Source organism: Dechloromonas denitrificans (assembly GCF_001551835.1).
Taxonomy (GTDB): domain Bacteria; phylum Pseudomonadota; class Gammaproteobacteria; order Burkholderiales; family Rhodocyclaceae; genus Azonexus; species Azonexus denitrificans.
Map to the genome: position 1 here is coordinate 81,730 of NZ_LODL01000039.1, position 22,725 is coordinate 104,454.

General features: G+C 60.1%; 18 protein-coding genes and 1 pseudogene. 17 read left to right on the forward strand and 2 right to left on the reverse strand.

Annotated elements, in window-relative coordinates; translation table 11 throughout:
• Positions 1-22: 22 nt before the first annotated feature.
• Together AT959_RS18685 and AT959_RS18690 are read left to right on the forward strand one after the other, a co-directional pair.
• On the forward strand, positions 23-2,041 hold the full coding sequence (locus AT959_RS18685) for a TonB-dependent receptor (RefSeq protein ID WP_240481891.1): 2,019 nt from the start codon (positions 23-25) through the stop codon (positions 2,039-2,041).
• A 94-nt stretch (positions 2,042-2,135) separates the two neighbouring features.
• Entirely contained in the window at positions 2,136-4,412 is a 2,277-nt protein-coding gene (locus tag AT959_RS18690) for an NADP-dependent malic enzyme (RefSeq protein WP_066886697.1), read from the forward strand.
• Positions 4,413-4,587: 175 nt separating this feature from the next.
• On the opposite strand, the gene mpl is transcribed toward AT959_RS18690, so the two are convergent.
• Positions 4,588-5,934 carry a UDP-N-acetylmuramate:L-alanyl-gamma-D-glutamyl-meso-diaminopimelate ligase gene (gene mpl, locus AT959_RS18695; protein WP_066886700.1) on the reverse strand — a complete coding sequence of 449 codons (1,347 nt, stop codon included), beginning with the start codon at positions 5,932-5,934 and terminating at the stop codon, positions 4,588-4,590.
• Positions 5,935-5,984: 50 nt separating this feature from the next.
• On the opposite strand from mpl, the gene AT959_RS18700 reads away from it, so the two are divergent.
• From AT959_RS18700 to AT959_RS21925, 10 genes and pseudogenes are all read left to right on the forward strand, one after another.
• Positions 5,985-6,575, forward strand: a complete 591-nt coding sequence (locus tag AT959_RS18700; protein WP_066886705.1) for a hypothetical protein — start codon at positions 5,985-5,987, stop codon at positions 6,573-6,575.
• 39 nt (positions 6,576-6,614) lie between these two features.
• Positions 6,615-7,094 carry a type II 3-dehydroquinate dehydratase gene (aroQ, locus tag AT959_RS18705; RefSeq protein ID WP_066886710.1) on the forward strand — a complete coding sequence of 160 codons (480 nt, stop codon included), beginning with the start codon at positions 6,615-6,617 and terminating at the stop codon, positions 7,092-7,094.
• A gap of 56 nt (positions 7,095-7,150) precedes the next feature.
• The gene (gene accB, locus AT959_RS18710; protein WP_066886713.1) at positions 7,151-7,606 is read left to right on the forward strand and encodes an acetyl-CoA carboxylase biotin carboxyl carrier protein; all 456 of its coding nucleotides are present in this window, start codon (positions 7,151-7,153) and stop codon (positions 7,604-7,606) included.
• Between the two features lie 7 nt (positions 7,607-7,613).
• Complete coding sequence (gene accC, locus AT959_RS18715) at positions 7,614-8,972, forward strand: acetyl-CoA carboxylase biotin carboxylase subunit (RefSeq protein ID WP_066886774.1); 1,359 nt, start codon at positions 7,614-7,616, stop codon at positions 8,970-8,972.
• Between the two features lie 2 nt (positions 8,973-8,974).
• Positions 8,975-9,865, forward strand: coding sequence for a 50S ribosomal protein L11 methyltransferase (gene prmA / locus AT959_RS18720; RefSeq protein ID WP_066886717.1), 891 nt, complete (start codon positions 8,975-8,977; stop codon positions 9,863-9,865).
• On the forward strand, positions 9,865-10,884 hold the full coding sequence (locus AT959_RS18725) for a DUF3426 domain-containing protein (protein WP_066886720.1): 1,020 nt from the start codon (positions 9,865-9,867) through the stop codon (positions 10,882-10,884). The genes prmA and AT959_RS18725 overlap by 1 nt, the downstream gene beginning before the upstream one ends.
• Before the next feature lie 9 nt (positions 10,885-10,893).
• Entirely contained in the window at positions 10,894-11,826 is a 933-nt protein-coding gene (locus AT959_RS18730) for a carbohydrate kinase family protein (protein WP_066886723.1), read from the forward strand.
• 8 nt (positions 11,827-11,834) lie between these two features.
• Positions 11,835-12,281: an outer membrane lipoprotein gene (locus AT959_RS18735; protein ID WP_066886726.1), complete on the forward strand. Its 447-nt coding sequence runs from the start codon at positions 11,835-11,837 to the stop codon at positions 12,279-12,281.
• An 80-nt stretch (positions 12,282-12,361) separates the two neighbouring features.
• Positions 12,362-13,111, forward strand: a complete 750-nt coding sequence (locus AT959_RS18740; protein WP_066886729.1) for a GNAT family N-acetyltransferase — start codon at positions 12,362-12,364, stop codon at positions 13,109-13,111.
• A gap of 62 nt (positions 13,112-13,173) precedes the next feature.
• A pseudogene (locus AT959_RS21925) lies at positions 13,174-13,641 on the forward strand (lysophospholipid acyltransferase family protein); the annotation flags it as partial.
• Between the two features lie 190 nt (positions 13,642-13,831).
• Here the strand turns inward: AT959_RS21925 and AT959_RS18745 are convergent.
• The gene (locus AT959_RS18745) at positions 13,832-14,638 is read right to left on the reverse strand and encodes a symmetrical bis(5'-nucleosyl)-tetraphosphatase (RefSeq protein WP_066886732.1); all 807 of its coding nucleotides are present in this window, start codon (positions 14,636-14,638) and stop codon (positions 13,832-13,834) included.
• Positions 14,639-14,696: 58 nt separating this feature from the next.
• Between AT959_RS18745 and AT959_RS18750 the strand changes: the two genes are divergently transcribed.
• The 5 genes from AT959_RS18750 (at position 14,697) to AT959_RS18775 (ending at position 22,623) form a co-directional block, all read left to right on the forward strand.
• The gene (locus tag AT959_RS18750) at positions 14,697-15,497 is read left to right on the forward strand and encodes a TnsA endonuclease N-terminal domain-containing protein (RefSeq protein WP_157651362.1); all 801 of its coding nucleotides are present in this window, start codon (positions 14,697-14,699) and stop codon (positions 15,495-15,497) included.
• Between the two features lie 226 nt (positions 15,498-15,723).
• Positions 15,724-17,679: a DDE-type integrase/transposase/recombinase gene (locus AT959_RS18755; RefSeq protein WP_205629965.1), complete on the forward strand. Its 1,956-nt coding sequence runs from the start codon at positions 15,724-15,726 to the stop codon at positions 17,677-17,679.
• Positions 17,676-19,076, forward strand: a complete 1,401-nt coding sequence (locus AT959_RS18760; protein ID WP_066886742.1) for an ATP-binding protein — start codon at positions 17,676-17,678, stop codon at positions 19,074-19,076. Before AT959_RS18755 ends, AT959_RS18760 begins: the two co-directional genes overlap by 4 nt.
• A gap of 19 nt (positions 19,077-19,095) precedes the next feature.
• A complete protein-coding gene (locus AT959_RS20730; protein ID WP_083518499.1) occupies positions 19,096-20,955 on the forward strand; it encodes a TnsD family Tn7-like transposition protein in 1,860 nt (619 codons plus the stop codon).
• A gap of 12 nt (positions 20,956-20,967) precedes the next feature.
• On the forward strand, positions 20,968-22,623 hold the full coding sequence (locus tag AT959_RS18775) for a TniQ family protein (protein ID WP_083518500.1): 1,656 nt from the start codon (positions 20,968-20,970) through the stop codon (positions 22,621-22,623).
• The last annotated feature ends 102 nt before the right edge of the window (positions 22,624-22,725 follow it).

The following is a 22,725-nucleotide window of genomic DNA, read 5'->3' on the forward strand; positions in this document are numbered from 1 at the left end:
AACTTCATATTTGCTGCTCGCCATGACTGGGGCGGTCGCCGACGATGCGCTCGAACTGTCGACCGTCGAAGTTCGGGCACAGGCCGAGAATCTCGAAGGCATCGCCGCCGCCGGCAGCCAGGGCGTCGTCTCCAGCCAGCGTCTGGCCGCCGTGCCGATCCTGCGCCCGGGTGAGGCGCTGGAAATGGTGCCCGGCCTGATCGTTACCCAGCATGCCGGCGACGGCAAGGCCAACCAGTATTTCCTGCGCGGTTTCAATCTCGACCATGGCACCGATTTCGCCACCTACGTCGGCGGCGTGCCGGTCAATATGCCGAGCCATGCCCACGGCCAGGGCTATACCGACCTCAATTTCCTGATTCCCGAACTGGTCGACCGCATCAGTTACCGCAAGGGGCCGTACTACGCCGCAGAAGGCGATTTCTCGTCGGCCGGAGCGGCACATATCGACTATTTCCGCCAACTGGACGGCACGCTGGCCCAACTGACGCTCGGCCAGCACGGCTACGCTCGCAGCCTGCTCACCGGGGCGCCGGCCCTGGCCAACGGCCGCCTGCTTTATGGCCTGGAGCTGTTTCACAACGACGGGCCGTGGCAGGTCAGCGAAGACTATCGCAAGCTGAACGGCGTGCTGCGCTATAGCGAAGGCAGCCGCCGCAATGGTTGGTCGGTGACCGGCATGGCCTATCGCGGGCAATGGACGTCCACCGACCAGATTGCCCAGCGCGCCATCGACAGCGGCGCGGTCGACCGCTTCGGCACGTTCGATTCGACGACCGGCGGCAAGACTTACCGCTACAGCCTGGCCGCCGACTGGGCCAGGCAGGGCGAGCAAAGCCAGAGCACGGCCAATATCTGGTGGCTGCGTTCCGGCCTCGATCTATGGTCCAACTTTCAGTACTGCCTGAACGATTACGCCGCCAACGGCAATTGCGCCACCGGTGATCAGTTCAAGCAGGGCGAACGGCGGCAGGCCGGCGGTTTCTCGCTCGCGCACACCGTTTTTGATCGTTGGGGTGGTTTCGAGGTCAGCAACGCTTTCGGCCTGCAGGCCCGGGTCGACCGCCTGAATCCAGTCGGCCTTTACAACACTAGCCAGCGCGCGACCTGGCAGACTGTGCGCGAGGATCGCGTCAGCCAGCGCAGCCTCGGGCTGTGGGCGCAGAACGAAGTGCGCTGGGCCTCGTGGTTCCGCTCCATCCAGGGGCTACGGGCCGATGCCTACGATTTTGTGGTGGACGCCAATTTGAGCGCCAATGCCGGTGCGGCTAGCGATCAGATGTTGACCCCAAAATTCTCGCTGGTCTTCGGCCCCTGGCAAAAAACCGAGCTCTACCTGAACTACGGCCATGGTTTCCATTCCAACGACGCGCGCGGTACGACGATCCGCGTCGATCCGGCCAGTGGCGACACGGTGAACCCGGTCAAACCGCTGGTTCGCAGCAAGGGCCAGGAAATTGGCCTGCGTTCGGAAATCGTGCCTGGCTGGCAGTCGACCGCCGCCCTCTGGCAACTGGAAGCGGCGTCCGAACTGCTCTTCGTCGGCGATGCCGGGACGACCGAGGCTTCACGACCTTCCCGGCGCTACGGTCTGGAGTGGACCAATTTCTACGCAGTGAACGACTGGCTGGCGGTCGACGCCGATCTCGCCTGGTCGCACGCCCGCTTCCGGGATGCCGCGCCGGAAGGCAGTTACATTCCGGGGGCGGTCGGTACCACCGCCAACCTGGGCCTCAGCATCGATCAGCTCGGCCCGTGGTTTGGCGCGCTGCGTCTGCGCTATTTCGGCTCGCGGCCGATGATCGAGGACAATTCGGTACGGGCGCCGGGGTCGGCGCTGACCAATCTGCGCCTCGGCTACCGCTTCGGCCGGCAAACTTCGCTGGCCCTCGATATCTACAATCTGTTCGACCGCCGGGTCAATGACATCGAGTACTGGTACGACTCGCAACTGGCCGGCGAAAGCTCGCCGATATTCGATCGCCATGTCCATCCGGGCGAGCCGCGCAGCGCCCGGCTGACCATTTCGCATCGTTTCTGAGGCGAAAAATACGTGCTTTCCACCTTTGCCCGGGTTCGACCTTTGGAGTAACCTACGGGGTTTTCCCTAATAGCCGACAGTCCAAGGAGAATCCGTGGAAAAGGATTTGCGCGAAGCCGCACTTGAATACCATCGCTGGCCCACCCCCGGCAAGATTTCGGTCCGCCCGACCAAGGGCCTGACCAACCAGCGCGATCTCGCACTGGCCTACTCGCCCGGCGTTGCCGCAGCCTGTGACCTGATCGTCGAAGATCCTTCGATGGCCGCCGAAATGACCTCGCGGGCCAATCTGGTCGGCGTCATCACCAACGGCACCGCCGTGCTCGGCCTGGGCAACATCGGCCCGCTCGCCGCCAAGCCGGTCATGGAAGGCAAGGGTTGCCTGTTCAAGAAATTCGCCGGCATCGACGTCTTCGACATCGAACTGGCCGAGAACGACCCCGACAAGCTGATCGACATGATCGCCGCCATGGAGCCGACGCTCGGCGGCATCAATCTGGAAGACATCAAGGCGCCCGAGTGCTTCTATATTGAAGAGAAGCTCAAGGCGCGGATGAATATTCCGGTCTTCCACGACGACCAGCACGGCACGGCGATCATTTCCGGCGCCGCCATGCTGAATGGCCTGAAAGTGGTCGGCAAGAAGATCGACGAAATCAAGGTCGTCTGTTCCGGCGCTGGCGCTGCCGCCATTTCCTGCCTGAACCTGTGGTGCGATCTCGGCGTCAAGCGCGAGAACATCACCGTCTGCGACTCCAAGGGCGTCATCTATGTCGGCCGCCCGGGCAACATCGACGAAACCAAGGCACGCTACGCCCAGAACACCGAAGCCCGCACCCTGGCCGATGCCATGATCGGCGCCGACGTCTTCCTCGGCCTCTCCGCCGCCGGCGTGGTCAAGCAGGAAATGGTCGTCAGCATGGCAGAGCGGCCGATGGTGTTCGCGCTGGCCAACCCGACCCCGGAAATCATGCCGGAACTGGTCAAGGAAGTTCGCCCGGACGCCATCATCGCGACCGGCCGCTCCGACTATGTGAACCAGGTCAATAACGTGCTGTGCTTCCCCTTCATCTTCCGCGGCGCGCTCGATGTCGGCGCCACCCGCATCACCGAAGAAATGAAGATGGCTTCGGTGCGCGCTATCGCCGAACTGGCCGAAGCCGAAGTGACCGACGAAGTGGCGATGGCCTATCCCGGCCACGACCTCAATTTCGGTCCGGAATACCTGATTCCGAAGCCTTTCGACCCGCGCCTGATCGTCAAGATCGCGCCGGCCGTCGCCCAGGCCGCCATCGACTCCGGCGTCGCCACCCGGCCGATCACCGACTGGGCCGCCTACCGCGCCAAGCTCTCCGAGTTCGTCTATCACACCGGCGTTGGCATGCGCGCCATTTTCCAGGCCGCCCGCCAAGCCAAGGGCAAGCGCATCATTTTCGCCGAAGGTGAAGATGAGCGCGTTTTGCGCGCCGTTCAGGTCGTGATCGAAGAAAAATTCGCCCGCCCGATCCTGGTCGGTCGTCCGGAAGTCATCGAGCACCGTCTGGCCAAGGCCAACCTGCGCATCAAGTCAGGGGTCGATTTCGACATCGTCAATCCGGAATCCGACGAGCGTTACCGCGAGTGCTGGAGCGCCTATCACAAGCTGATGGCGCGCCGTGGCGTGACGCCGTCCATCGCCAAGGAATCGATGCGGCGCAAGCCGACCGTGATCGGCGCCATGCTGCTCAAGCTCGGTTACGCCGACGGCATGATCTGCGGCATGACTGGCCAGTACAGCCATCACCTCGGGGTGATCAACCAGGTGATCGGCAAGCGCCCGGGGGTCAATACGCTGGCCGCGATGAACTACCTGATGCTGCCGGCCCGTTCACTGTTCATCTGCGACACCCACGTCAATGAAAACCCGACGGCCGAAGAAATCGCCGAAATGACGCTGATGGCCGCCGAGCAGGTCAAGCGTTTCGGCAGCCACCCGAAGGCGGCGCTGCTGTCGCATTCCAACTTCGGTTCGGGCTCCTCCGAATCGGCCCGCAAGATGAGCAAGGCGGCCGGTCTGATTTCCGCGATGTCGGCCGGCGAACTGGAAGTCGATGGCGAAATGCACGGCGACTCCGCGCTGAGTGAGGACGTCCGCCGCGAAGCCAACCCGGATTCGCCGCTCACCGGCGAAGCCAACCTGCTGGTAATGCCGAATATCGATGCCGCCAACATCTCCTACAACCTGTTGAAGATGACCGGTGGCGAAGGCGTCACCATCGGCCCCATCCTGCTCGGTGCGGCCCGTCCGGTGCATGTGCTGACCTCGACGGCGACCGTTCGTCGCGTCGTCAACATGACGGCGCTGGCCGTCGTCGAGTCGATGGAGCGTTAATCAGGAAAGGCATTCCCGCTGCGGCGGGGATCCTGCCTGCAGCCGGCCGCTTTCCCGCAAGGGGGCGGCCGGTTTTTTATGGGTTGCCGACCTTGTTTTGAAAATGCCTTGTTTTTCATGGTCGACCGCCGGCATCGGCTAGAACCGGGGTTGCGACTGCGGAGTGACCGCTTCTTTAGCCGGCCAGCGCCGCCAGCAGCTTGCCGTGGATGCCGCCAAAGCCGCCGTTGCTCATAACCAGGATTTGATCGCCGGGCCGCGCGGCCGCGACGATTTTGGCGACCAGTTCGTCGAGGTTGTCTTCAACCAGCGCCCGTTCGCCCATCGGCGCCAGCGCTTCGCGGGCATCCCAGCCGAGGTTGGCGGCATAGCAGAAGGCGCTATCGACTTCGCGCAGGCTGTCCGGCAACTGGCTTTTCATGGTGCCCAGTTTCATGGTGTTCGAGCGCGGCTCCAGCACGGCCAGGATGCGGGCGTCGCCCACCTTGCGGCGCAGGCCGGCCACGGTAGTGGTGATCGCCGTCGGGTGGTGGGCAAAATCGTCGTACACCGTAATGCCGCGCACCTCGCCGCGCACTTCCATGCGGCGCTTGACGTTGACGAAGCGGGACAGCGCTTCCAGCCCCTTGTCGAGCGGCACGCCGACGTGGCGAGCGGCGAGCAGCGCGGCGCAGGCATTGGCCCGGTTGTGTTCACCGGACAGCGCCCAGGTCGTCCGGCCGATTTCGCCCGGCGCGCCATGCAAGACCAGTTCGCCGCTGGCGTCGTCACCGGTAACGCGATAGCCGGCCACGTCGTTGAACCGCTCGACCGGCGTCCAGCAACCGCGCTGCAACACGCGCTCCAGGCTGGCTTCGCCAGCATTCGAGACGATCAGGCCACTGGCCGGCAGCGTACGAACCAGATGATGGAATTGGGTTTCGATGGCTGCGAGATCGGCGAAGATGTCGGCGTGATCGAATTCGAGATTGTTCAGGACGACGGTCCGCGGCTTGTAATGGACGAACTTGGAACGTTTGTCGCAGAAGGCGGTGTCGTACTCGTCGGCTTCGATGACGAAGAAGGGCGTGTCGCCGAGGCGGGCCGAAACGCCAAAATTAAGCGGTACGCCGCCAATCAGGAAACCCGGCGCCATATGGGCGTCTTCGAGAATCCAGGCGAGCATCGAGCTGGTCGTCGTCTTGCCGTGCGTGCCGGCGACACCGAGCACCCAGCGCCCCTGCAACACATTTTCGGCCAGCCACTGCGGGCCGGAAACGTAAGGCAGGCCCTTGTCGAGCACCGCTTCGAGCAGCGGGTTGCCGCGCGAGATGGCGTTGCCGACGACGAAGACATCGGGCTGCAGCGCCAGTTGGGCGATATCGAAGCCTTCGATCAGCTCGACGCCGGCGCCGCGCAACTGGTCGCTCATCGGCGGATAGACGTTGGCATCGCAGCCGGTAACCTTGTGGCCGGCGGCCACCGCCAGTTGTGCGACGCCACCCATGAAGGTGCCGCAGATGCCGAGAATATGAATGTGCATGTCACAGAGAGCCGTTAGAATGGGGGCGATTTTACCCTGATCGAGCGCCCATGCCCCGCCATGAACGGCCCCGCCAGCTCGCCGGCACGCGAGCCAGTATTGCCAGTGCCGCTGCCCGCCTGATGGCGGAGGATGGCATTACCGACTATCACCAGGCCAAACGCAAGGCCGCCCGCCAGCTAGGGCTGAGCGAGCATGTCGCGTTTCCCGACAATGCCGAAGTTGAGGCCGAATTACGGGCCTATCGCAGCCTGTACAACGGCGATGAGCACGAAGAGATGCTGCTCGCCATGCGTCATTCGGCGCTCGAGTTGCTCGACTTGCTGGCCGATTTCCATCCCTACCTGACCGGTTCGGTGCTCGACGGCACGGCCGGCGAGCATTCCCGCATCGACATCCTGCTCTTTGCTGACAGTGCCAAGGAGGTCGAGATCTTCCTGCTCAATCGCGGCATCGATGTCGAGCATGCCGCTTCGCGCAATGAGCGCGTCGAGGCGGTCTTGGTGATGGAGACAGACACGGTTGAGGCGAACCTTGTTATCATGTCGCCCCTGCTGGAAAGGGTCAGTCTGAAGCATCGGGACGGCCGCCAGCGCGAACGTGTCCGCGCCGATACGCTGCGTGCCTTACTTTCGGAATAAGCTAGACAAAATGCTGCGATTTGCGGCAAACTTGCAGCTATGAAGAAGCAAAAGCCCGATTCCAAGCCGGTCGACAAGCCCCGCATCCTGGTGATGCACGGGCCCAATCTGAACCTGCTTGGCACTCGTGAACCCGAGCATTATGGCCGGGTGACCCTGTCGGATATCAACCTGGCGCTGGCCCAACTGGCCGAAAGTGCCGGCGTTGAGCTCGAGGCTTTCCAGAGCAATCACGAAGGGGCGTTGATCGAGCGCATCCACGCTGCCCGCGAGCAGGGTGTGCGCGCCATCATCATCAATCCGGCGGCCTACACCCATACCAGTGTCGCCCTGCGCGATGCGCTGGCGGCGGTGGCCATTCCGTTCGTCGAAGTGCATCTGTCCAACGTGCATGCCCGCGAACCGTTCCGGCATCACTCTTATTTCTCTGACCTGGCCATCGGCGTTATCTGCGGCCTGGGTCATCAGGGCTACCTGCTGGCCCTCGAGTATCTGCTTAACAAACTTAATATCGAATAGTCCGGCTTCGGCCGGCTTTTTGCGTCCCCGCGGCGCAATACAGAAGGGAGTCATCCATGGATCTGCGTAAACTCAAAAAACTCATCGACCTCGTTCAGGAATCCGGTATTTCCGAGCTGGAAGTGACCGAAGGCGAAGAAAAAGTGCGCATTGCCAAGCATTATGGTGCGGTCAACGCTGCCCCGCAACAATATTATGCCGCCCCGATGCCCATGCAAGCCCCGGGCGCCCCGGCCGCTTCCTCGGTCAATCTCGATGACGAAGACGAGCTGCCGGAAGGCCACGTCGTCAAGTCGCCGATGGTCGGCACTTTCTACCGTTCGCCGTCGCCGGGTGCCGAAGCTTTCGTGCAGATCGGCCAGAGCGTCAAGCAGGGCGACACGCTGTGCATCATCGAAGCGATGAAGCTGCTCAACGAAATCGAAGCCGATGCCTCCGGCGTGGTTAAGGCCATCCTGCTCGAGAATGGCGAGCCGGTCGAATTTGGTGAACCGCTGTTCGTGATTGGCTGATATGGCCATGTTTGAAAAAATCCTGATCGCTAATCGCGGCGAAATCGCCTTGCGTATCCAGCGCGCCTGCCGCGAGCTGGGCATCAAGACGGTGGTCGTGCACTCCGAGGCCGACCGCGATGCGAAATACGTCAAGCTGGCCGACGAGTCGGTCTGTATCGGGCCGGCTTCGTCGACGCTGAGCTACCTGAACGTGCCGGCCATCATTTCGGCAGCCGAAGTAACCGATGCCCAGGCCATTCACCCGGGTTACGGCTTCCTTTCCGAAAACGCCGACTTTGCCGAGCGCGTCGAAACCTCCGGTTTCGTCTTCATCGGCCCGCGCGCCGAAACCATTCGTCTGATGGGCGACAAGGTGTCGGCCAAGAACGCCATGAAGGAAGCCGGCGTCCCCTGCGTGCCCGGTTCCGACGGCGCGCTGCCGGAAGACCCGAAGGAAATCATCAAGATCGCCCGCGCCGTCGGCTACCCGGTGATCATCAAGGCGGCCGGTGGTGGCGGCGGGCGCGGCATGCGTGTTGTCCACACCGAAGCTGCCCTGGTCAACGCCGTGGGCATGACCCGTCAGGAAGCCGGTACGTTCTTCGGCAATCCGGCGGTGTACATGGAAAAATACCTGGAAAACCCGCGCCACGTGGAAATCCAGGTGCTGGCTGACGAGTACAAGAGCGCGATCTATCTCGGCGAACGCGACTGCTCGATGCAGCGTCGCCACCAGAAGGTCATCGAAGAGGCGCCGGCGCCGCATATTCCGGCCCGCCTGATCAGCCGGATCGGCGAGCGCTGTGCCGAAGCCTGCCGCAAGATCGGTTATCGTGGAGCGGGGACTTTCGAGTTCCTCTACGAAAACGGCGAGTTCTATTTCATCGAAATGAACACCCGCGTCCAGGTCGAGCATCCGGTGACTGAAATGATCACCGGTGTCGATATCGTGCAGGAACAGATTCGCGTCGCGGCCGGCGAGAAGCTGCGCTACAAGCAGAAGGACATCGTGTTCCGCGGTCACTCCGTCGAATGCCGCATTAACGCTGAAGATCCCTTCACGTTCGTGCCGTCTCCCGGCAAGATCACGTTTTATCATCCGCCCGGCGGCCCCGGTATCCGGGTTGATTCGCACATCTATCAGGGCTATACCGTGCCGTCGCATTACGACTCCATGGTGGCCAAGGTGATTGCCTACGGCGATACCCGCGAGCAGGCGATTCGCCGGATGCGGATTGCGCTGTCCGAGATGAGCATTCAGGGCATCAAGACCAATATTCCGCTGCACCAGGAACTGATGCAGGATGCCCGTTTCGTCGAAGGCGGCACGAGCATTCACTATCTCGAACAAAAACTCGCCGACAAGGGCGAAGTGAAGAACTGAGCATGGGCTGGAAAAGTGTCAGTTTCTTGACCGACGCGGCGCATGCCGAGCCGATGTGTGATGCGTTGCTCGAGGCCGGTGCCCTGTCGGCCTCGCTGGAGGATGCCGATGCCGGTACGCCGGACGAGCAGCCGCAGTTCGGCGAACCGGGCTCGGTCAATTCGCCGGGTTGGGAGCATTCGCGCGTCGTCGCGCTGCTCGAGGCGGATGCCGATATCGACGCGCTGCTCGCCGAAGCGGCAGCGGCGATCGGTCTGCCCACTGTGGCGGAGTACAGCGTCGAGGAGGTGGCCGAGCAGAACTGGGTGCAACTGACCCAGTCGCAGTTCGACCCGATCCGTGTTTCCGAGCGCCTGTGGATCGTGCCCTCGTGGCACGAGTCGCCGGACCCGGCGGCGGTCAACCTGATTCTTGATCCGGGCATGGCTTTCGGCACCGGTTCGCACCCGACCACCCGGCTTTGCCTGGAGTGGCTGGAGCGTAACGTGACGGCCGAGTGCACTGTACTCGACTACGGTTGCGGTTCTGGCATCCTGGCCATTGCGGCGGCCCGCCTCGGCGCCGGTCGGGTGGCCGGGGTCGATATCGACCCGCAGGCAGTTGACGCGGCGCGGGCCAATGCCGAGCGCAATGGCGTCACGGCGCTGTTTGCCGATTCGGCCCAACCGGTGGCCGGCGAATACGATCTGGTCGTCGCCAACATCCTTTCCAATCCGCTGCGGGTGCTGGCCCCGGCCATCTGCGCCCATGTCCGTTCCGGTGGCCGCTTGGCCCTGTCCGGTATCCTGCGCGAGCAGGCTGAGGAAATCATCAGCATTTACGCGCAGTGGCTGCCGATGCAGGTCGCCGATACGCGTGAGGATTGGGTGTGCTTGAGCGGGGTCAAGCCCTGATGCGGACACGCTGCCCGGTCTGCAGCACGGTTTTCCGTGTGACGACCGAGCAGTTGCGTCTGAAGGCCGGCAAGGTCCGTTGCGGCCATTGCCAGGCCCTGTTCAATGCCTTTGACGAACTGCTGCAGGATCCACCGGATGTTATATCGGTGTCGCCTGTTGTTAGCGAACCAGTGACGCTCGCTCCGCCAGCCGAGCCAGAACTGCCGGTTTCGGTACCTGCTGAACAAATACCCCTCGAAGTTCTTGCCCCGGCCGTACCGGTGGAATCCAATTGGCAGCCGGAGCCGGAGCCGGAGCCGGAGCCAGAGCCGGAGCCAGAGCCAGAGCCAGAGCCAGAGCCAGAGCCAGAGCCAGAGCCGGCGGCCGAAACCGTTCCGCCCACCAGTCTCGACGAGCCGCTGGCTTCTGCCGAGACCCTGGAGGCCTCGACATATGCCGCTCGTGAGGCCGGCCTGGTTGCGGCCCGCGAGTTGAGCGAAATGCCTGGCTACAACCGCTGGGCGGCAGGCACCCTGGCCGGCAACGGACTGGGTGGTTTCGACAGCGAACCGGGGCGGCGTCCGGTCTGGCCGTTCGTGCTGTGCTCGATCATCCTGGGCGCCGTGTTGATCGGCCAGTTGCTCTATTATTTCCGTACCGAGGTAGTGCAGCGGATGCCATCGGCGGCGGCACTCTATGAACTTGCTGCGGTCGACGTGCCGCTGGCGCAGAATTCCGAACTGGTCGCCATCGAGACCTCCGATCTGCAGTCGGACAACCAGCGCGGCCTGTTCGTGCTGCAGGCCACGCTGCGCAATCGGGCCGCCTTTGCCCAGGCCTGGCCGGCACTCGAACTGACCCTGACCGACACCCACGACACCATCGTTTCCCGCCGCGTACTGCTGCCCCCCGACTACCTGCCACCGAGCGCGCCACCCGCGTCCTTCCCGGCCAACGGCGAAGTCGCGGTGCGCCTGTGGATCGAGGCCAAGGGCATCGGCGCTGCCGGCTACCGACTTTATGTCTTTTACCCCTGAGAATTTTCGATGACTACCCTGATTTGCGGTTCGCTGGCCTTCGACAACATCATGGTCTTTCCCGACCGCTTCAAGAACCACATCCTGCCCGAACAGATCCACATTTTGAACGTCGCCTTCCTGGTTCCGGAAATGCGCCGTGAGTTTGGCGGTTGTGCCGGCAACATTGCCTACAACCTGATGCTGCTTGGTGGCGAGCCGCTGATCATGGCGACGGTCGGCGACGACGCGCCGGCCTACCTCGAGCGTCTCGACCGCCTCGGCTTGCCGCGCACGCACGTTCGCCAAGTACCGGGCAGTTTTACTGCCCAGGCTTTCATCACCACCGACCTCGATGACAACCAGATCACCGCTTTTCACCCGGGAGCGATGAGTTTTTCGCATCTCAACAAGGTCGAGCATGCCCAGCCCAAGCTCGGCATCGTCGCGCCGGATGGCCGTGAAGGCATGATGCAGCACGCCCGCGACTTTGCCGCGGCCGGCGTGCCCTTCGTCTTCGATCCGGGCCAGGGCCTGCCGATGTTCAGCGGCGACGACCTGCTCGAATTCATGCGCCAGGCCGAATACGCCTGTTTCAACGATTACGAGGCCAAGCTGCTCTGCGAGCGGACCGGGCGCAGCCTGGAACAACTGGCGACTGAAGTCCAGGCGCTGATCGTCACCCGGGGCGGCGAAGGTTCCGAGATTTACGCGGCTGGCCAGCGCTACGACATTCCCTGCGTCGAAGCCGATGCTGTGGTCGATCCGACCGGCTGCGGCGACGCCTATCGTGCCGGCCTGCTTTACGGCATTGCCAACGGTTTCGACTGGCTGACCACGGGCCGCCTGGCCTCGGTGATGGGGGCGATCAAGATTGCCCATCGCGGTGGCCAGAACCATCAGCCCAGCCGCGAGGAAATCGCCGCCCGCTATCAGCGCGCCTTTGGCGCCTTGCCCTGGTAAAAGCGGCCATGAAAACGCTCTCCCTGCTCCTTGTTGTCTTGTTGCTTGGCGCCTGCGCCAGCAGCAAATCCGGCGATGTCTATACGCGCGATCAGGCGCGGCGTGAAATGACCGTGCGCAAGGGCATCGTCGAATCGGTGCGCCCGGTGCGCATGGAAGGCACCAAGTCGGGCGTCGGGGCGATGGCCGGTGCTGCCGTCGGCGGCGTTGCCGGCAGCAGCGTTGGCGGCGGCAAGGGGCAGATCGTCGGTGCCGTGATTGGGGCCGTCGCTGGTGGTCTGGCCGGCAGTACGGTGGAGGAAGGCGTGACCCGCAAGGAAGCGCTGGAAATTGCCGTCGAACTGGATGGTGGTCGAATGATTGTCGTCGTCCAGGAAGCCGTGCCCGGCGAATTCCGGGCCGGCGACCCGGTGCGCGTGCTGTCAGGCCAGGGCGAGACGCGCGTCACGCGCTGAAACTTGCCTGTAAAAATCGGGCAATAGCGGTGTAACACCGCCCTTGCATGCTGTTCTCCGTACATAAAACGGAGAACAACATGGAAAACATCCATACCAAGGCGGCCCGTAGTCGCCCTGAAAAGAGGAGCCTGGCGGTCGGCTTTGCCCGTAGCCAGAGCGAAATCCTCGATGCCCAGCGCCTGCGTTACCGCGTCTTTGCCGGTGAAATGGGGGCGAATCTGCCGAGCCGGACGCCCGGCGTCGATCATGATATCTACGACCCCTATTGCGAGCATCTGGTGGTGCGCGATACGCAAAGTGGCGAAGTGGTCGGCACCTACCGCATCCTGTCGCCGGAAAATGCCCGCCAGATCGGTTATTACTCGGAGAACGAGTTCGATCTGACCCGCCTGCAGCATCTGCGTTCGCGACTGGTCGAAATCGGCCGTTCCTGCGTCCATCCCGATTACCGTACCGGGGCAACCATCACGCTGCTCTGGTCCGGTCTCGCCGAATACATGCTGGAGCGCGGTTACGACTACCTGATGGGCTGCGCCTCGATCAGCATGGCCGATGGCGGTCATGCTGCGGCCAGTCTGTATAATCGGCTGGCCGAGCATCTCGGGCCACAGGAATATCGTGTCTTCCCGCGCTGCCCCTTGCCCCTGGCTGCCTTGCAGCAGGACCGGCCGGCCGAGACGCCGCCACTGATCAAGGGCTATCTGCGGGCCGGCGCGTGGATCTGCGGTGAACCAGCCTGGGACCCCGATTTCAACACGGCCGACCTGCCGATCCTGATGCCGATGGCCAAGGTCTCCAGTCGTTACGCCAAACACTACCTGGGATAAACCGTCTGCAAGAAACCAACCTGCTGATCCGCTGTTATCGTCTTTTCCGTCTGGGCCTGCTGGTGCTGGCCGGTTTGGTCGCAACTTTTCTGCTCTTCCCGATCTGTAGCGAAGCGGCGCGTCTACGCCTCAAGTCGAGCTGGGCGGTCGCCCTGCTCGACACGCTCGGCGTCGAGGTCGAGGCGGACCTGACGCATGCGATACCGGGCGCCCTGCTCGTCGCCAACCATGTTTCCTGGATCGATATCTACGTCATTAATGCAGCCTTGCCCTCGGCCTTCGTCTCCAAGGCGGAAGTCCGTGACTGGCCGGTGATCGGCTGGCTGGCGGCGAAGAACGATACGATCTTCCTGCGTCGGGGCAGTCGCGGCCACGCCAAGATCGTCAATCAGGAAATCGGTGAACTGCTGGAGCGTGGCCGGCATGTCGCGGTTTTTCCGGAAGGAACGACGACCGATGGGCGCAGTCTGCTGCATTTCCACGCCGCGCTGCTGCAACCGGCCCTGACGGCCGGCTATCCGGTGTTGCCGGTGGCAATTTCCTACTGGGAACTCGACGGCCAGCGCAGCCTGGCGCCGCGTTACGATGGCGATATTTCGCTGGGCCAATGCACGCGGGCCATTCTCGGCCGTAAGCGCTTGATTGCCCGGCTGGTGACGACGCCGCGGCGCGGCCTGAATGGTGAGGACCGCAAGCAGGTCGCCGCCGAGGCGCGCGAGGCTATCGCTTTAGCGGCAGAGCTTCCCCTGGCGAGCAATCCACCTGAAACACCTGGCGGTCTTCCAGGCGCACTGCCGTCAGATGGCCGCCCCACAGGCAGCCGGAGTCCAGCGCCAGCAGATTCGGCGTGATTTTCAGGCCGAGTGCCGACCAGTGACCAGTGACCAGCACTGAATCGGCGCTTTGCCGGTTCGGGGCGTCGAACCACGGCAGATGGCCGGCCGGGGCGTTGACCAGTTCGCCCTTGGTCTTGAATTCCATGATGCCTTCCGGCGTACAGAAGCGCATCCGGGTCATCGCATTGACGATGACGCGCAGACGCTGCCAGCCGCTCAACTCGTCGGACCAGCCGGCCGGCTCGCTGCCCCACAGGTTGGTGACGAACTCCCGGTAATCGGGGCCTTGCAGTGCAGCTTCGACTTCGCGAGCCAACTCGCGGGCGCAGCTCGCCGTCCATTGCGGGAGCAGGCCGGCATGGACCAGGCAGTACTCGCCTTCGGTGTGGCACAGCGGCTGCCGGCGTAGCCAGTCGAGCAGTTCGGCGCAGTCGGGGGCGTCGAAAATGGCCTGCAGCGTGTCGTCCTTGCCGCGGAACTTGGCGCCGCCTTCGGCCACCATCAGCAGGTACAGGTCGTGGTTGCCGAGCACGGTCAGCGCAGCCGGCCCCAACGATTTCATCAGGCGCAGGGTTTCGAGCGATTTCGGGCCGCGATTGACCAGGTCGCCGACCAGCCACAGGCGATCACGGGCCGGGTCGAAGGCGCAGCACTCCAGTAGCCGGCACAGCGAGTCGTAGCAGCCCTGGATGTCGCCTTTAAATGACTATTATTGTGGAGAATAATTCTTATGTGCTTATAATTGTGGCGTGTACTGGAAAGCAGATCCCAACCTCTATCCTTCCTACCTGCGCTCGCGAATCCGCCGGGGCCGTGGCATTGGTGCCGCTTCTCAATATAAACCTTGGCTAAAGTCGCGCGATGTACCCTCGGTTGGCACCTCTTCGATGCCGCCTGGAATTGTCATACGACGTCCGTATCACTTGCTCTCTGAATACGAGGCTATTTACTTTCACCTGATGGAGCGTAAATCCACGCTGCTCGACCTCCGAGAGCAATGGCCGATCTTGGATATTGACCGGACGCTTGAACTCTGTCGCCAGTTCGGTGTGCGCCACCCGTTTCGCGGCCCTTATCCGGAGCCGTTAACGATTGACTTTCTGATTACGGAAATGGTCAATGATAGCGTTACACATCGTGCTGCTAGTATCAAGACTCCTTCTGACGCGCTTGATCCTGAAATTCGTCGCCGCCTCGCGGTCGAGCATGCCTGGTGCAGTGAACGCGGTATTCCTTGGACTTTGGTCGATACCTCAGCATTTACTAAGACCATGTTAGCGACCTTACGTTTTATGCGAACCTGGTTTTCCAATCGTTATGAGCCGGATCAGGATCGAGCTGCACGTTTCTCCGAATACTTTCTCGGGGAGTACGGTACCAACATCCTGCTCAGTGAGTTGATTCGCAAGACTGCTCGGCTGATGTGCATAAACGAAGCCGAAGCCCAAAACCTCTTTCGCTACTGCGCCTGGAGTGCTCACCTCGATGTGTCATTAACGCACCAACTCGAATTGGACAGACCGCTCGTACTTCGCGATGCCGACACTTGATTTTGAACCGTTGCCTCATTCTGAACCCGCTCCGGGATTAGTGCTGCGTCTTGGCACGTCTGAGCCGGCCTACCTACGTGTAACCCATGTCTTCCAAGACTCTATCTTCGTCATGTGGGTGGGAGAGGCGAGGCAAGTTCGCCAGGCACGGCGTCCGCAGCGAGTAGCTAAGGAGAAACTCTCGGTTATGGCAGATGGGGCACCCTTGACCTGGGGGAGAATACCCTTGCCGCCAGAGTTCTCCAGTGTATCCCCGGGAATGATCGCGCAGGAGGAACAGCTCAATGCCTCTTTGTCCTTGATCGAACCCTTAATCCGCGCATTTGATCAGGAAGTTAACCTTGCTCCATCGCGCTTTAGTGCACTTATCCGAGCCCACGCTATCGCATCGCAGATCAGCTTTGTTACGCTACAGAGGATGGTGCTGCGCTACTACTATTTTGGCCGCACGCGCCTCGCTCTCCAGCCCCTGACCCCCGGAGTTAAGGCTGGCCAACCGGCATACGATGCTCCTGTTGTGGGTCTCGATCAGTCTCTGCCGAAGCGACGCGGCCGCCAGTCGATCCTTACTGAAGAACTGGGGCGCAATGATTTCATCGTAACTTCGGATGATATCGCCGACATGGTCGCTGCACTGGAGGCCTGCCTGCGGAAGGGCCCAACATTCAAAACCACGGCGCATGAAGAGTATCTCTCCAGGCAATTTCAACGGCGTCACCCCAAAATTTACGCGGAGTATCTAGCTGGGAAACGTGTTGAGCCCGTGACTCTCAAGCAGTACCGTTATTACACGGAGCTCCATGCGCGTTTAAGTGAAAAACTTGCCCAGAATTTGCGCACACGAGCCAGTAACCCTGGCTACCTTGGCTCAGTACGGGCCGCTGGCCCAGGCGAAATCTACGAGATTGACTCTACCGGCGGCCGGCTGCACTTAGTGTCGTCGGGTGACCCGCCTGTCCTGGTTGGCAAACCGACTATTTACCTGATTATCGACCGCTGGAGCCGATTTGTCGTTTCTGCCTACTTGTCTCTGAAATCGCCTTCCTATGAAGAAGTACGCTATACCTTACTGATCGCCTTTACCTCGCGCGAAACTCGTTTTCAGGCATTGGGCGTAGATATTAGCGACAAGCGCTGGCCGATCGGACGCGTGCCGGCTGTTCTTTGCCCGGATAGGGGGGCTGACTTTATGAGCGAATCTATGGAGCAGTCCGTCGTTCAGGATCTTCGTATTGATTTAACACCGCTGCCGCCGCTCTGCCCGGATGGCAAGGCAATTGTCGAGCGTTTGATCCGAGAACTCAAGCGCCGCATGGCTTCTTCGGGAATGAAGGGTGTTTATGCCGATCGGCCACTCGACCCTATCTCTAAACGGGTGGCACGAAAGTCGGAAGCTGCCGCTGTGCATTCGTTGGCAGAAGCCTACCGTTTCTTGATCGAGATTATCGATGACCACAATCATCGTCCACACACAGCATTGCGTCGCCGCCGTATTTTGACTCAAGCCGGTGTGCAGCCGGTTCCCAAGGAGGCTTACCTCTGGGGGCTTGAGCACATCTCGGGTCTGCGCAGCCCGCCGCTGACCGATGCCGACTATCAGCGCTTATTGCTAAGCGTCGACACAGCAAACATCGGTAAAGGCGTAGTACGCTACAAGAGCCGAGCCTATCTACCCATCAATGAGGTTGCATTCGATATTGCTGCTAGGTCTACAGCACGTGCCAAACAGATTAGCATCCGGGTTGATAAGACAGATCCGGTAGAGGTCTTCGTGCCGTGTTCCGGACGCGAATGGGCCATCTTTCGTGCAACTCCTGGCAGCGCTCAGGAATTGGCTGGTTTGACGCTGGACGAGGAGGAGGCTTTCAGGACGGAAACTGCTCGGATTTGGGCGCGTGCAGACCATGCCAGCCGTGTGCATCGTGTCGCGGCCAAGAGCGGTAAGAAATCCCCTCCGACGAAGCGTAGTGCCCTTGCCGCCAAGGTCAGCAAACAGGAACAACTCGATATCCGCACCCAGGAGTCCAACGACCTCAAACGCGCCCTATCTGGCCGGCCACAACGACCCCTTGCTGAACCGGTAGCCATGAGCACGGAAGGCGGTGAAGATTGGGCTGCACTGGAAGAGGCTGAGCGCATCCGAAATCTGGAAATTATTCGGCGACAAAGGAGAAAGCGTTGAGTTGCACCGAGCATATTCCGGCTAGCTACACCGATACCGGCGTTGGACGTTTCGCAGGGAACCCTTTCATCGAGGCCTTGCCTCCTCTCGAGGCAACCAAGCGGCAGTTTCTTACCGCCCTCGCACATTATCCACCGGTGCCGACTGCATCAACGAGACGGCGATCGGAGATTGCCCGGCTCATGGAATTATCGACGCTGAACGACATTGTCTATCCCTTTCCAGAATATCAAAAGGCGGGCATTGCCGTGGCCACCATGATGCGTGACACCTACGTTGCACGCAACCCGCTCAGTGCTCAAGATCGACAGCGTCGGCATGCTCTGGCAACTAATGGTACCGACGGCCTGCCGTTTCCTGCCAATTGGAAATCCTCGGCCAAAGGGCATCTGATGATGGCCGTTAGTGGTATGGGCAAGACTACTTTCATTGGGGCATTTTTGTTGCGTTATCCCCAGGTTATCCAACACACCGCTTACCTGGGTGAAAAATTGAAATGCATGCAAGTGGTCTATCTTGTATTGCGTGTCCCGCACGATGCGACTCTCAAAAGCTTGTGTGTGCAGTTCTTCGAGGAAGTCGACCGCCTTCTCCAGACTAGCTATGCCTGTCAAGCACGTTCGCTAGGGCAGATTGCCGCCATGGTTCAATTGATGAATCAGGTTGCTACCGCAGTTTCGTTGGGCTTTCTCGTTGTTGATGAAGTGCAGAATCTGCGTAGTGCGCGGGGTGGGAATGCCGAGTTTATGCTAAATATGTTTAGCGAAATCATCGAGCGTCTCGGTATTAGTCTCTTCATTCTCGCAACTCCTGCTGTACAAGCCGTGGTGGAGAACAGCGTCCGCAACGCCAGAAAGCTCGCCTCATACGGTGAAACCGTATTGAGTCCAATGTCGAGCGATGATCCTCAGTGGAATGACTTTTGCGAAACGTATTGGGACTATAGCTTCGTGAAGAAGAAAGGCCGGCTCGACACGACCGTGCGTAACGCTTGGTACGCGGCCTCGGCAGGCAATACGGCATTTGCGGCCTTGGCCTTCTGGTTGTCTCAGCGCAACGAAATCGGTGGGCGAGAGACCATAGACGCAGCTGCATTTGCGCGTACGGCCGCAACGGACATGGCTTTTTTGCAGCCGGCCATAGCGGCACTGCGCAGCCGCAACCCCACAAAGCTTCGGGCTTTCGACGATCTTCTATTCAGTCCGAAATATCGGGCACTGCGTAAACTCCTTGGGGCTCAGGATCCGCTTCCAAAAAAGGCCACCCTTGATGAATTCGAGGAAGTCAGTGCCGACGGCGCTCCCCATAACAAGGGGCGTCGACGCTCGAAAGCCCTGCCGGCCCCCTGCGCGGTGTTCAACGGCGATCTCCCTCTTGAAGATCCATTAGCCATGTAGCCAGTGGTTTTGAGTAACCTTGTACCTCTCCGCCTCTACGCTATCGATCCCCTACACGCCATCGTTATTACCTGACGAACTTTTGTATTCCTGGCTGGCGCGATTGGTTACCTACAACGCCTTGGGCAATCCTAGACAATTTCTCGTGACGCTGTTTGGCACAAAAGATGTGGTGCCGAGTCCCGATCTACCGACCCGCCTGGAAGCCTTGCACCACCGATTGGGGAGTGCTTCGCCCGCCAACTCCCCTGAACATCTGATCGATACCGCGACACTCTATCCCTATCACCGCCCTTTTCTGACATCCGAGCGCCACACGGCCGTTTTATGGCTGCTCCTTGTTGGAGACGGCAAAGGACTCAAGACACTCATGGGGCGGGTTGCAAATCGTTTTGGTGCCAGTCCGCCGCTACGCTATTGCTCAGATTGCATTCTCGAGGATATTGGCCACCATGGGGCACCTTACTGGCATCGTAGCCATCAACTTCCTGGGGTTACTTGCTGTGCTACCCATGGCATTGATCTTGTCCCATGTAGCTTGCTGGACGCTGTGACCGACAAGCAACGTTTGATTTTGCCTCCTGGACAAATTGGTAGTGGCATCGTTCGTAAGGCTGCCGATGTGCTACAGCGAAGCTTTTCTGTATTGTCACGTGATCTGCTTGAAGGTGGATTGCCTGTCATCGATCCGCTTTGGCGCGTAGCAATCTACAACACGGCGATTCGCAATCTGGGCTTTGGAAGCCTCCGGCATCGGATCGACTACGTTGCGCTTACGGTTGCACTGAGGAGCCACTATAACGATTTCGAGCACTTTACCCATCGCGATCGCCTCCTCGCGACACCTAACCATCCCCTCTATTGGTTGCGCTCGCTTCTGGAACGCCCCTCCAGGGCATCGCACCCAATCTGCCATCTGTTGCTGATCGGTTTTCTATTCACCTCAATCAAAAAATTTAAGCAAGTGGCAGATGTGGCAAACCAATCGTTAAGTAATCTCTGCGCTACGCCTGACGGCGGAAGCCAAGCATCACATGACCATCAAACCAAGAGTGAAGCTACTGCAGTACTTACTGATCGCTCACTCTCGTGCCGCCAGGTTGCTGCGTGCTTGCACCTCTCCGTAACCACTGTCATCTCTCGTCGGCGAGCTCTCGGCATACCTGTCGCGGCTAGGCCTAAGCAACTGCTTCCCGAGCGCCGATCAGCCATTGAGGCAGCCCTCAAACGAGGTCAGTCGTTGGCGACAATCGCCCTGGCACAACAAGTCTCGATCGCGACCGTTTATCGTCTGCGTGCGCAAATGCCTGCGCTGAACCGAGCACATGCTGTCCGCCAACTCGAGCATGAGAGGCACCGCCATCGGCTGTGTTGGCTACAACTCGCCCGAAAGCACGACAGAGCAGGAGTGAGCCAGATTCGTGCGCTCGCCTCGGCAACGTATGCCTGGCTGTACCGACATGATCGTGCTTGGCTTCGGCAGACTTGCCAAGCTTTGCGGCAGCCAAGGTCATCTTCACTCCGGATCGACTGGGCTGCCCGGGACCATTGCTTGTGTCAGCGCGCAGATATGATTGTCGAGACCGCTAAATCTTGCACCAACCGGCCGCGGATCAGCAAAACTTTCATTTTTTGCCAGTTGGGCGATCCAATGCTTCGAACCAATCTTAATCGCCTTCCGAACCTTAATGCCCGCCTCAATCAATGGGTGGAGTCACCATTCGTGTATCGGTGCCTTCGTATCGACTGGGCGATAGAGCGACTCATCACCCAAGGCCTCCCCCTGAAGTTGTGGCGGATCCGGCGCCTAGCCAATATTCGAGACTTCAGCGAAGCGCTGCAAACTTATGCCATTGCCCAAGTAATCCGATACTCCTGAGCCAGATAATCTATGTCAAATCGGTGCGCAATTCCGTTTTTGGTGAGCCCTTTTCCGGATGAGCTTTTGGGAAGCTGGTTGTATCGCTTAGGTATCCATAATCATGGCTCGGTGATTCGCAATCTGCTGGAGCCTGATACGCGCTGCAATCTCGATAAAGCACAGTGGCGAGACATAGTGCAGACAACTCCAGACTTCGAACGCCTGCTTGATGCTCTGGGTACTACATACCGTCACGTCATACTCGAACATACAACTTACCCTTATTGGCTACGCTTTCACAGTGCCGAGCATTTTGATTTCTCCCACTTGGATTCGCACAGGCCTCTCCCTTTGCTCATTCTCAAGGCTCGGCGCCAGTCTCTACCACGACTGCGCTTTCTTCTCCCTCAAGTGCTTAGGCTCTGTCCGGTATGCTTGAGTGAGGATTTCACACGGTTCGGTGAGGCATATCTGCATCGAGCCCATCATCTTCCGTTCGTCCGAGTTTGCCATCTGCACCGCATCGCATTAATTTCCAGATGCCCTCGTTGCGAACAGCTTTTTCGCATGCCGAGTACCTTTGTCCCGACACCGCTGATCTGCTCGTGCGGCTACGATCTGCGTCAATATCGAGGTCCTGAGCACAGCGAAGTTTGGGAGCGCTTGGCGCAGTTCAGTGTCGACGCTTTATTCTGCAAAGACTCGGTCGAGATTTGTGGCGTATTTTTCAAATTTTTCGATAGCCAACTTGCCGAACGAGGCCTGGAAAACCGTCCGGAACTTCTGGCGCTGCTATCGGGGATCTATGGTGAGGAGAGTGCGAAGGCAATACTCACTCAGGCCCCGCAGCGCTCTGATATCTACAGCTCCGCCCCGCTTGCTTTGAGCAGCAAGCGCGAATTTCGGGCTCCGCAGTTTTGTGCTGTTCTAGTGGCGATTGATGCTAATTTTGAGCAAACTCGGGTTCGTATCACCTCGTTAGCAGGCGTAATGGCTACGCTCCACGAGCATGGCTCACAGTCATACGAATCTGCTGCTCCACGCAGGCATCCCGGCTCTGTGATGGAAGCCAGGACGCAAACCGCAGAAATCGAAAAACATGTTGGCCGTGCGGTAACACGCTCCTATCTATATCGACGATATAAGACTTTGTTCTGGTACCTGACCCTGTTCGACCAAGCTTGGTTTGAAGCCCATTACCCTCCCGGTGGCCGAGGCGCGACCGAAGTGCTACCCAGCATCGAAGCAGATCGTGCAACGATCATGGCCGCAATTTCCAGGGCTCCCAGACCCACCGTGAGAGTTTGGAAGAACCTCTCTCAGCAGGCATTTTTTCGCTCTAGCTTGCGTGATGCCGATTGGCTGGATGAGCGCAAGAAGGTAACTGCCCGTGCTGCCAATGCAGAAAAACTGATGCGCAAGCGAGCGTATCTCGCTGCCTGTGTGGACGATGTGGTACAGGCGATCCGGCGATCAGAAGAGTTTTCTGGCGGCCCGATACGCATTTCAGCGGCTACCTTGGCACCTTATGCTGCGCTCAGCGAACACCAATTGCGGCACCTTTTCAATCTAAATCCAGAGGTCTTGGAGCATGCTTTGTGCAGGATATCTCTGACGCCCCGCGGCTGCGTAGGTATCAGTTCCGTCACTCACGCAGAGCTTGTACGGGAAAGCCAGGGTGAGTAAAAGAACCAGTACGCCAAAAGCCATATTTCATATTCCAGGCGCATCTCCTAGAATGCTCGCTATTTACAATAATAAGCAAGGCGATGCAAATCACAGAGGGGA

Bases quoted from the DNA above. Each gene is read 5' to 3' on its own strand.
- AT959_RS18685 (WP_240481891.1), top strand. From the start codon at position 23: ATGACTGGGGCGGTCGCCGACGATGCGCTCGAACTGTCGACCGTCGAA.
- mpl (WP_066886700.1), bottom strand. From the start codon at position 5,934: ATGCACATTCATATTCTCGGCATCTGCGGCACCTTCATGGGTGGCGTC.
- AT959_RS18700 (WP_066886705.1), top strand. From the start codon at position 5,985: ATGCCCCGCCATGAACGGCCCCGCCAGCTCGCCGGCACGCGAGCCAGT.
- aroQ (WP_066886710.1), top strand. From the start codon at position 6,615: ATGAAGAAGCAAAAGCCCGATTCCAAGCCGGTCGACAAGCCCCGCATC.
- accB (WP_066886713.1), top strand. From the start codon at position 7,151: ATGGATCTGCGTAAACTCAAAAAACTCATCGACCTCGTTCAGGAATCC.
- accC (WP_066886774.1), top strand. From the start codon at position 7,614: ATGTTTGAAAAAATCCTGATCGCTAATCGCGGCGAAATCGCCTTGCGT.
- prmA (WP_066886717.1), top strand. From the start codon at position 8,975: ATGGGCTGGAAAAGTGTCAGTTTCTTGACCGACGCGGCGCATGCCGAG.
- AT959_RS18725 (WP_066886720.1), top strand. From the start codon at position 9,865: ATGCGGACACGCTGCCCGGTCTGCAGCACGGTTTTCCGTGTGACGACC.
- AT959_RS18730 (WP_066886723.1), top strand. From the start codon at position 10,894: ATGACTACCCTGATTTGCGGTTCGCTGGCCTTCGACAACATCATGGTC.
- AT959_RS18735 (WP_066886726.1), top strand. From the start codon at position 11,835: ATGAAAACGCTCTCCCTGCTCCTTGTTGTCTTGTTGCTTGGCGCCTGC.
- AT959_RS18740 (WP_066886729.1), top strand. From the start codon at position 12,362: ATGGAAAACATCCATACCAAGGCGGCCCGTAGTCGCCCTGAAAAGAGG.
- AT959_RS18775 (WP_083518500.1), top strand. From the start codon at position 20,968: ATGTCAAATCGGTGCGCAATTCCGTTTTTGGTGAGCCCTTTTCCGGAT.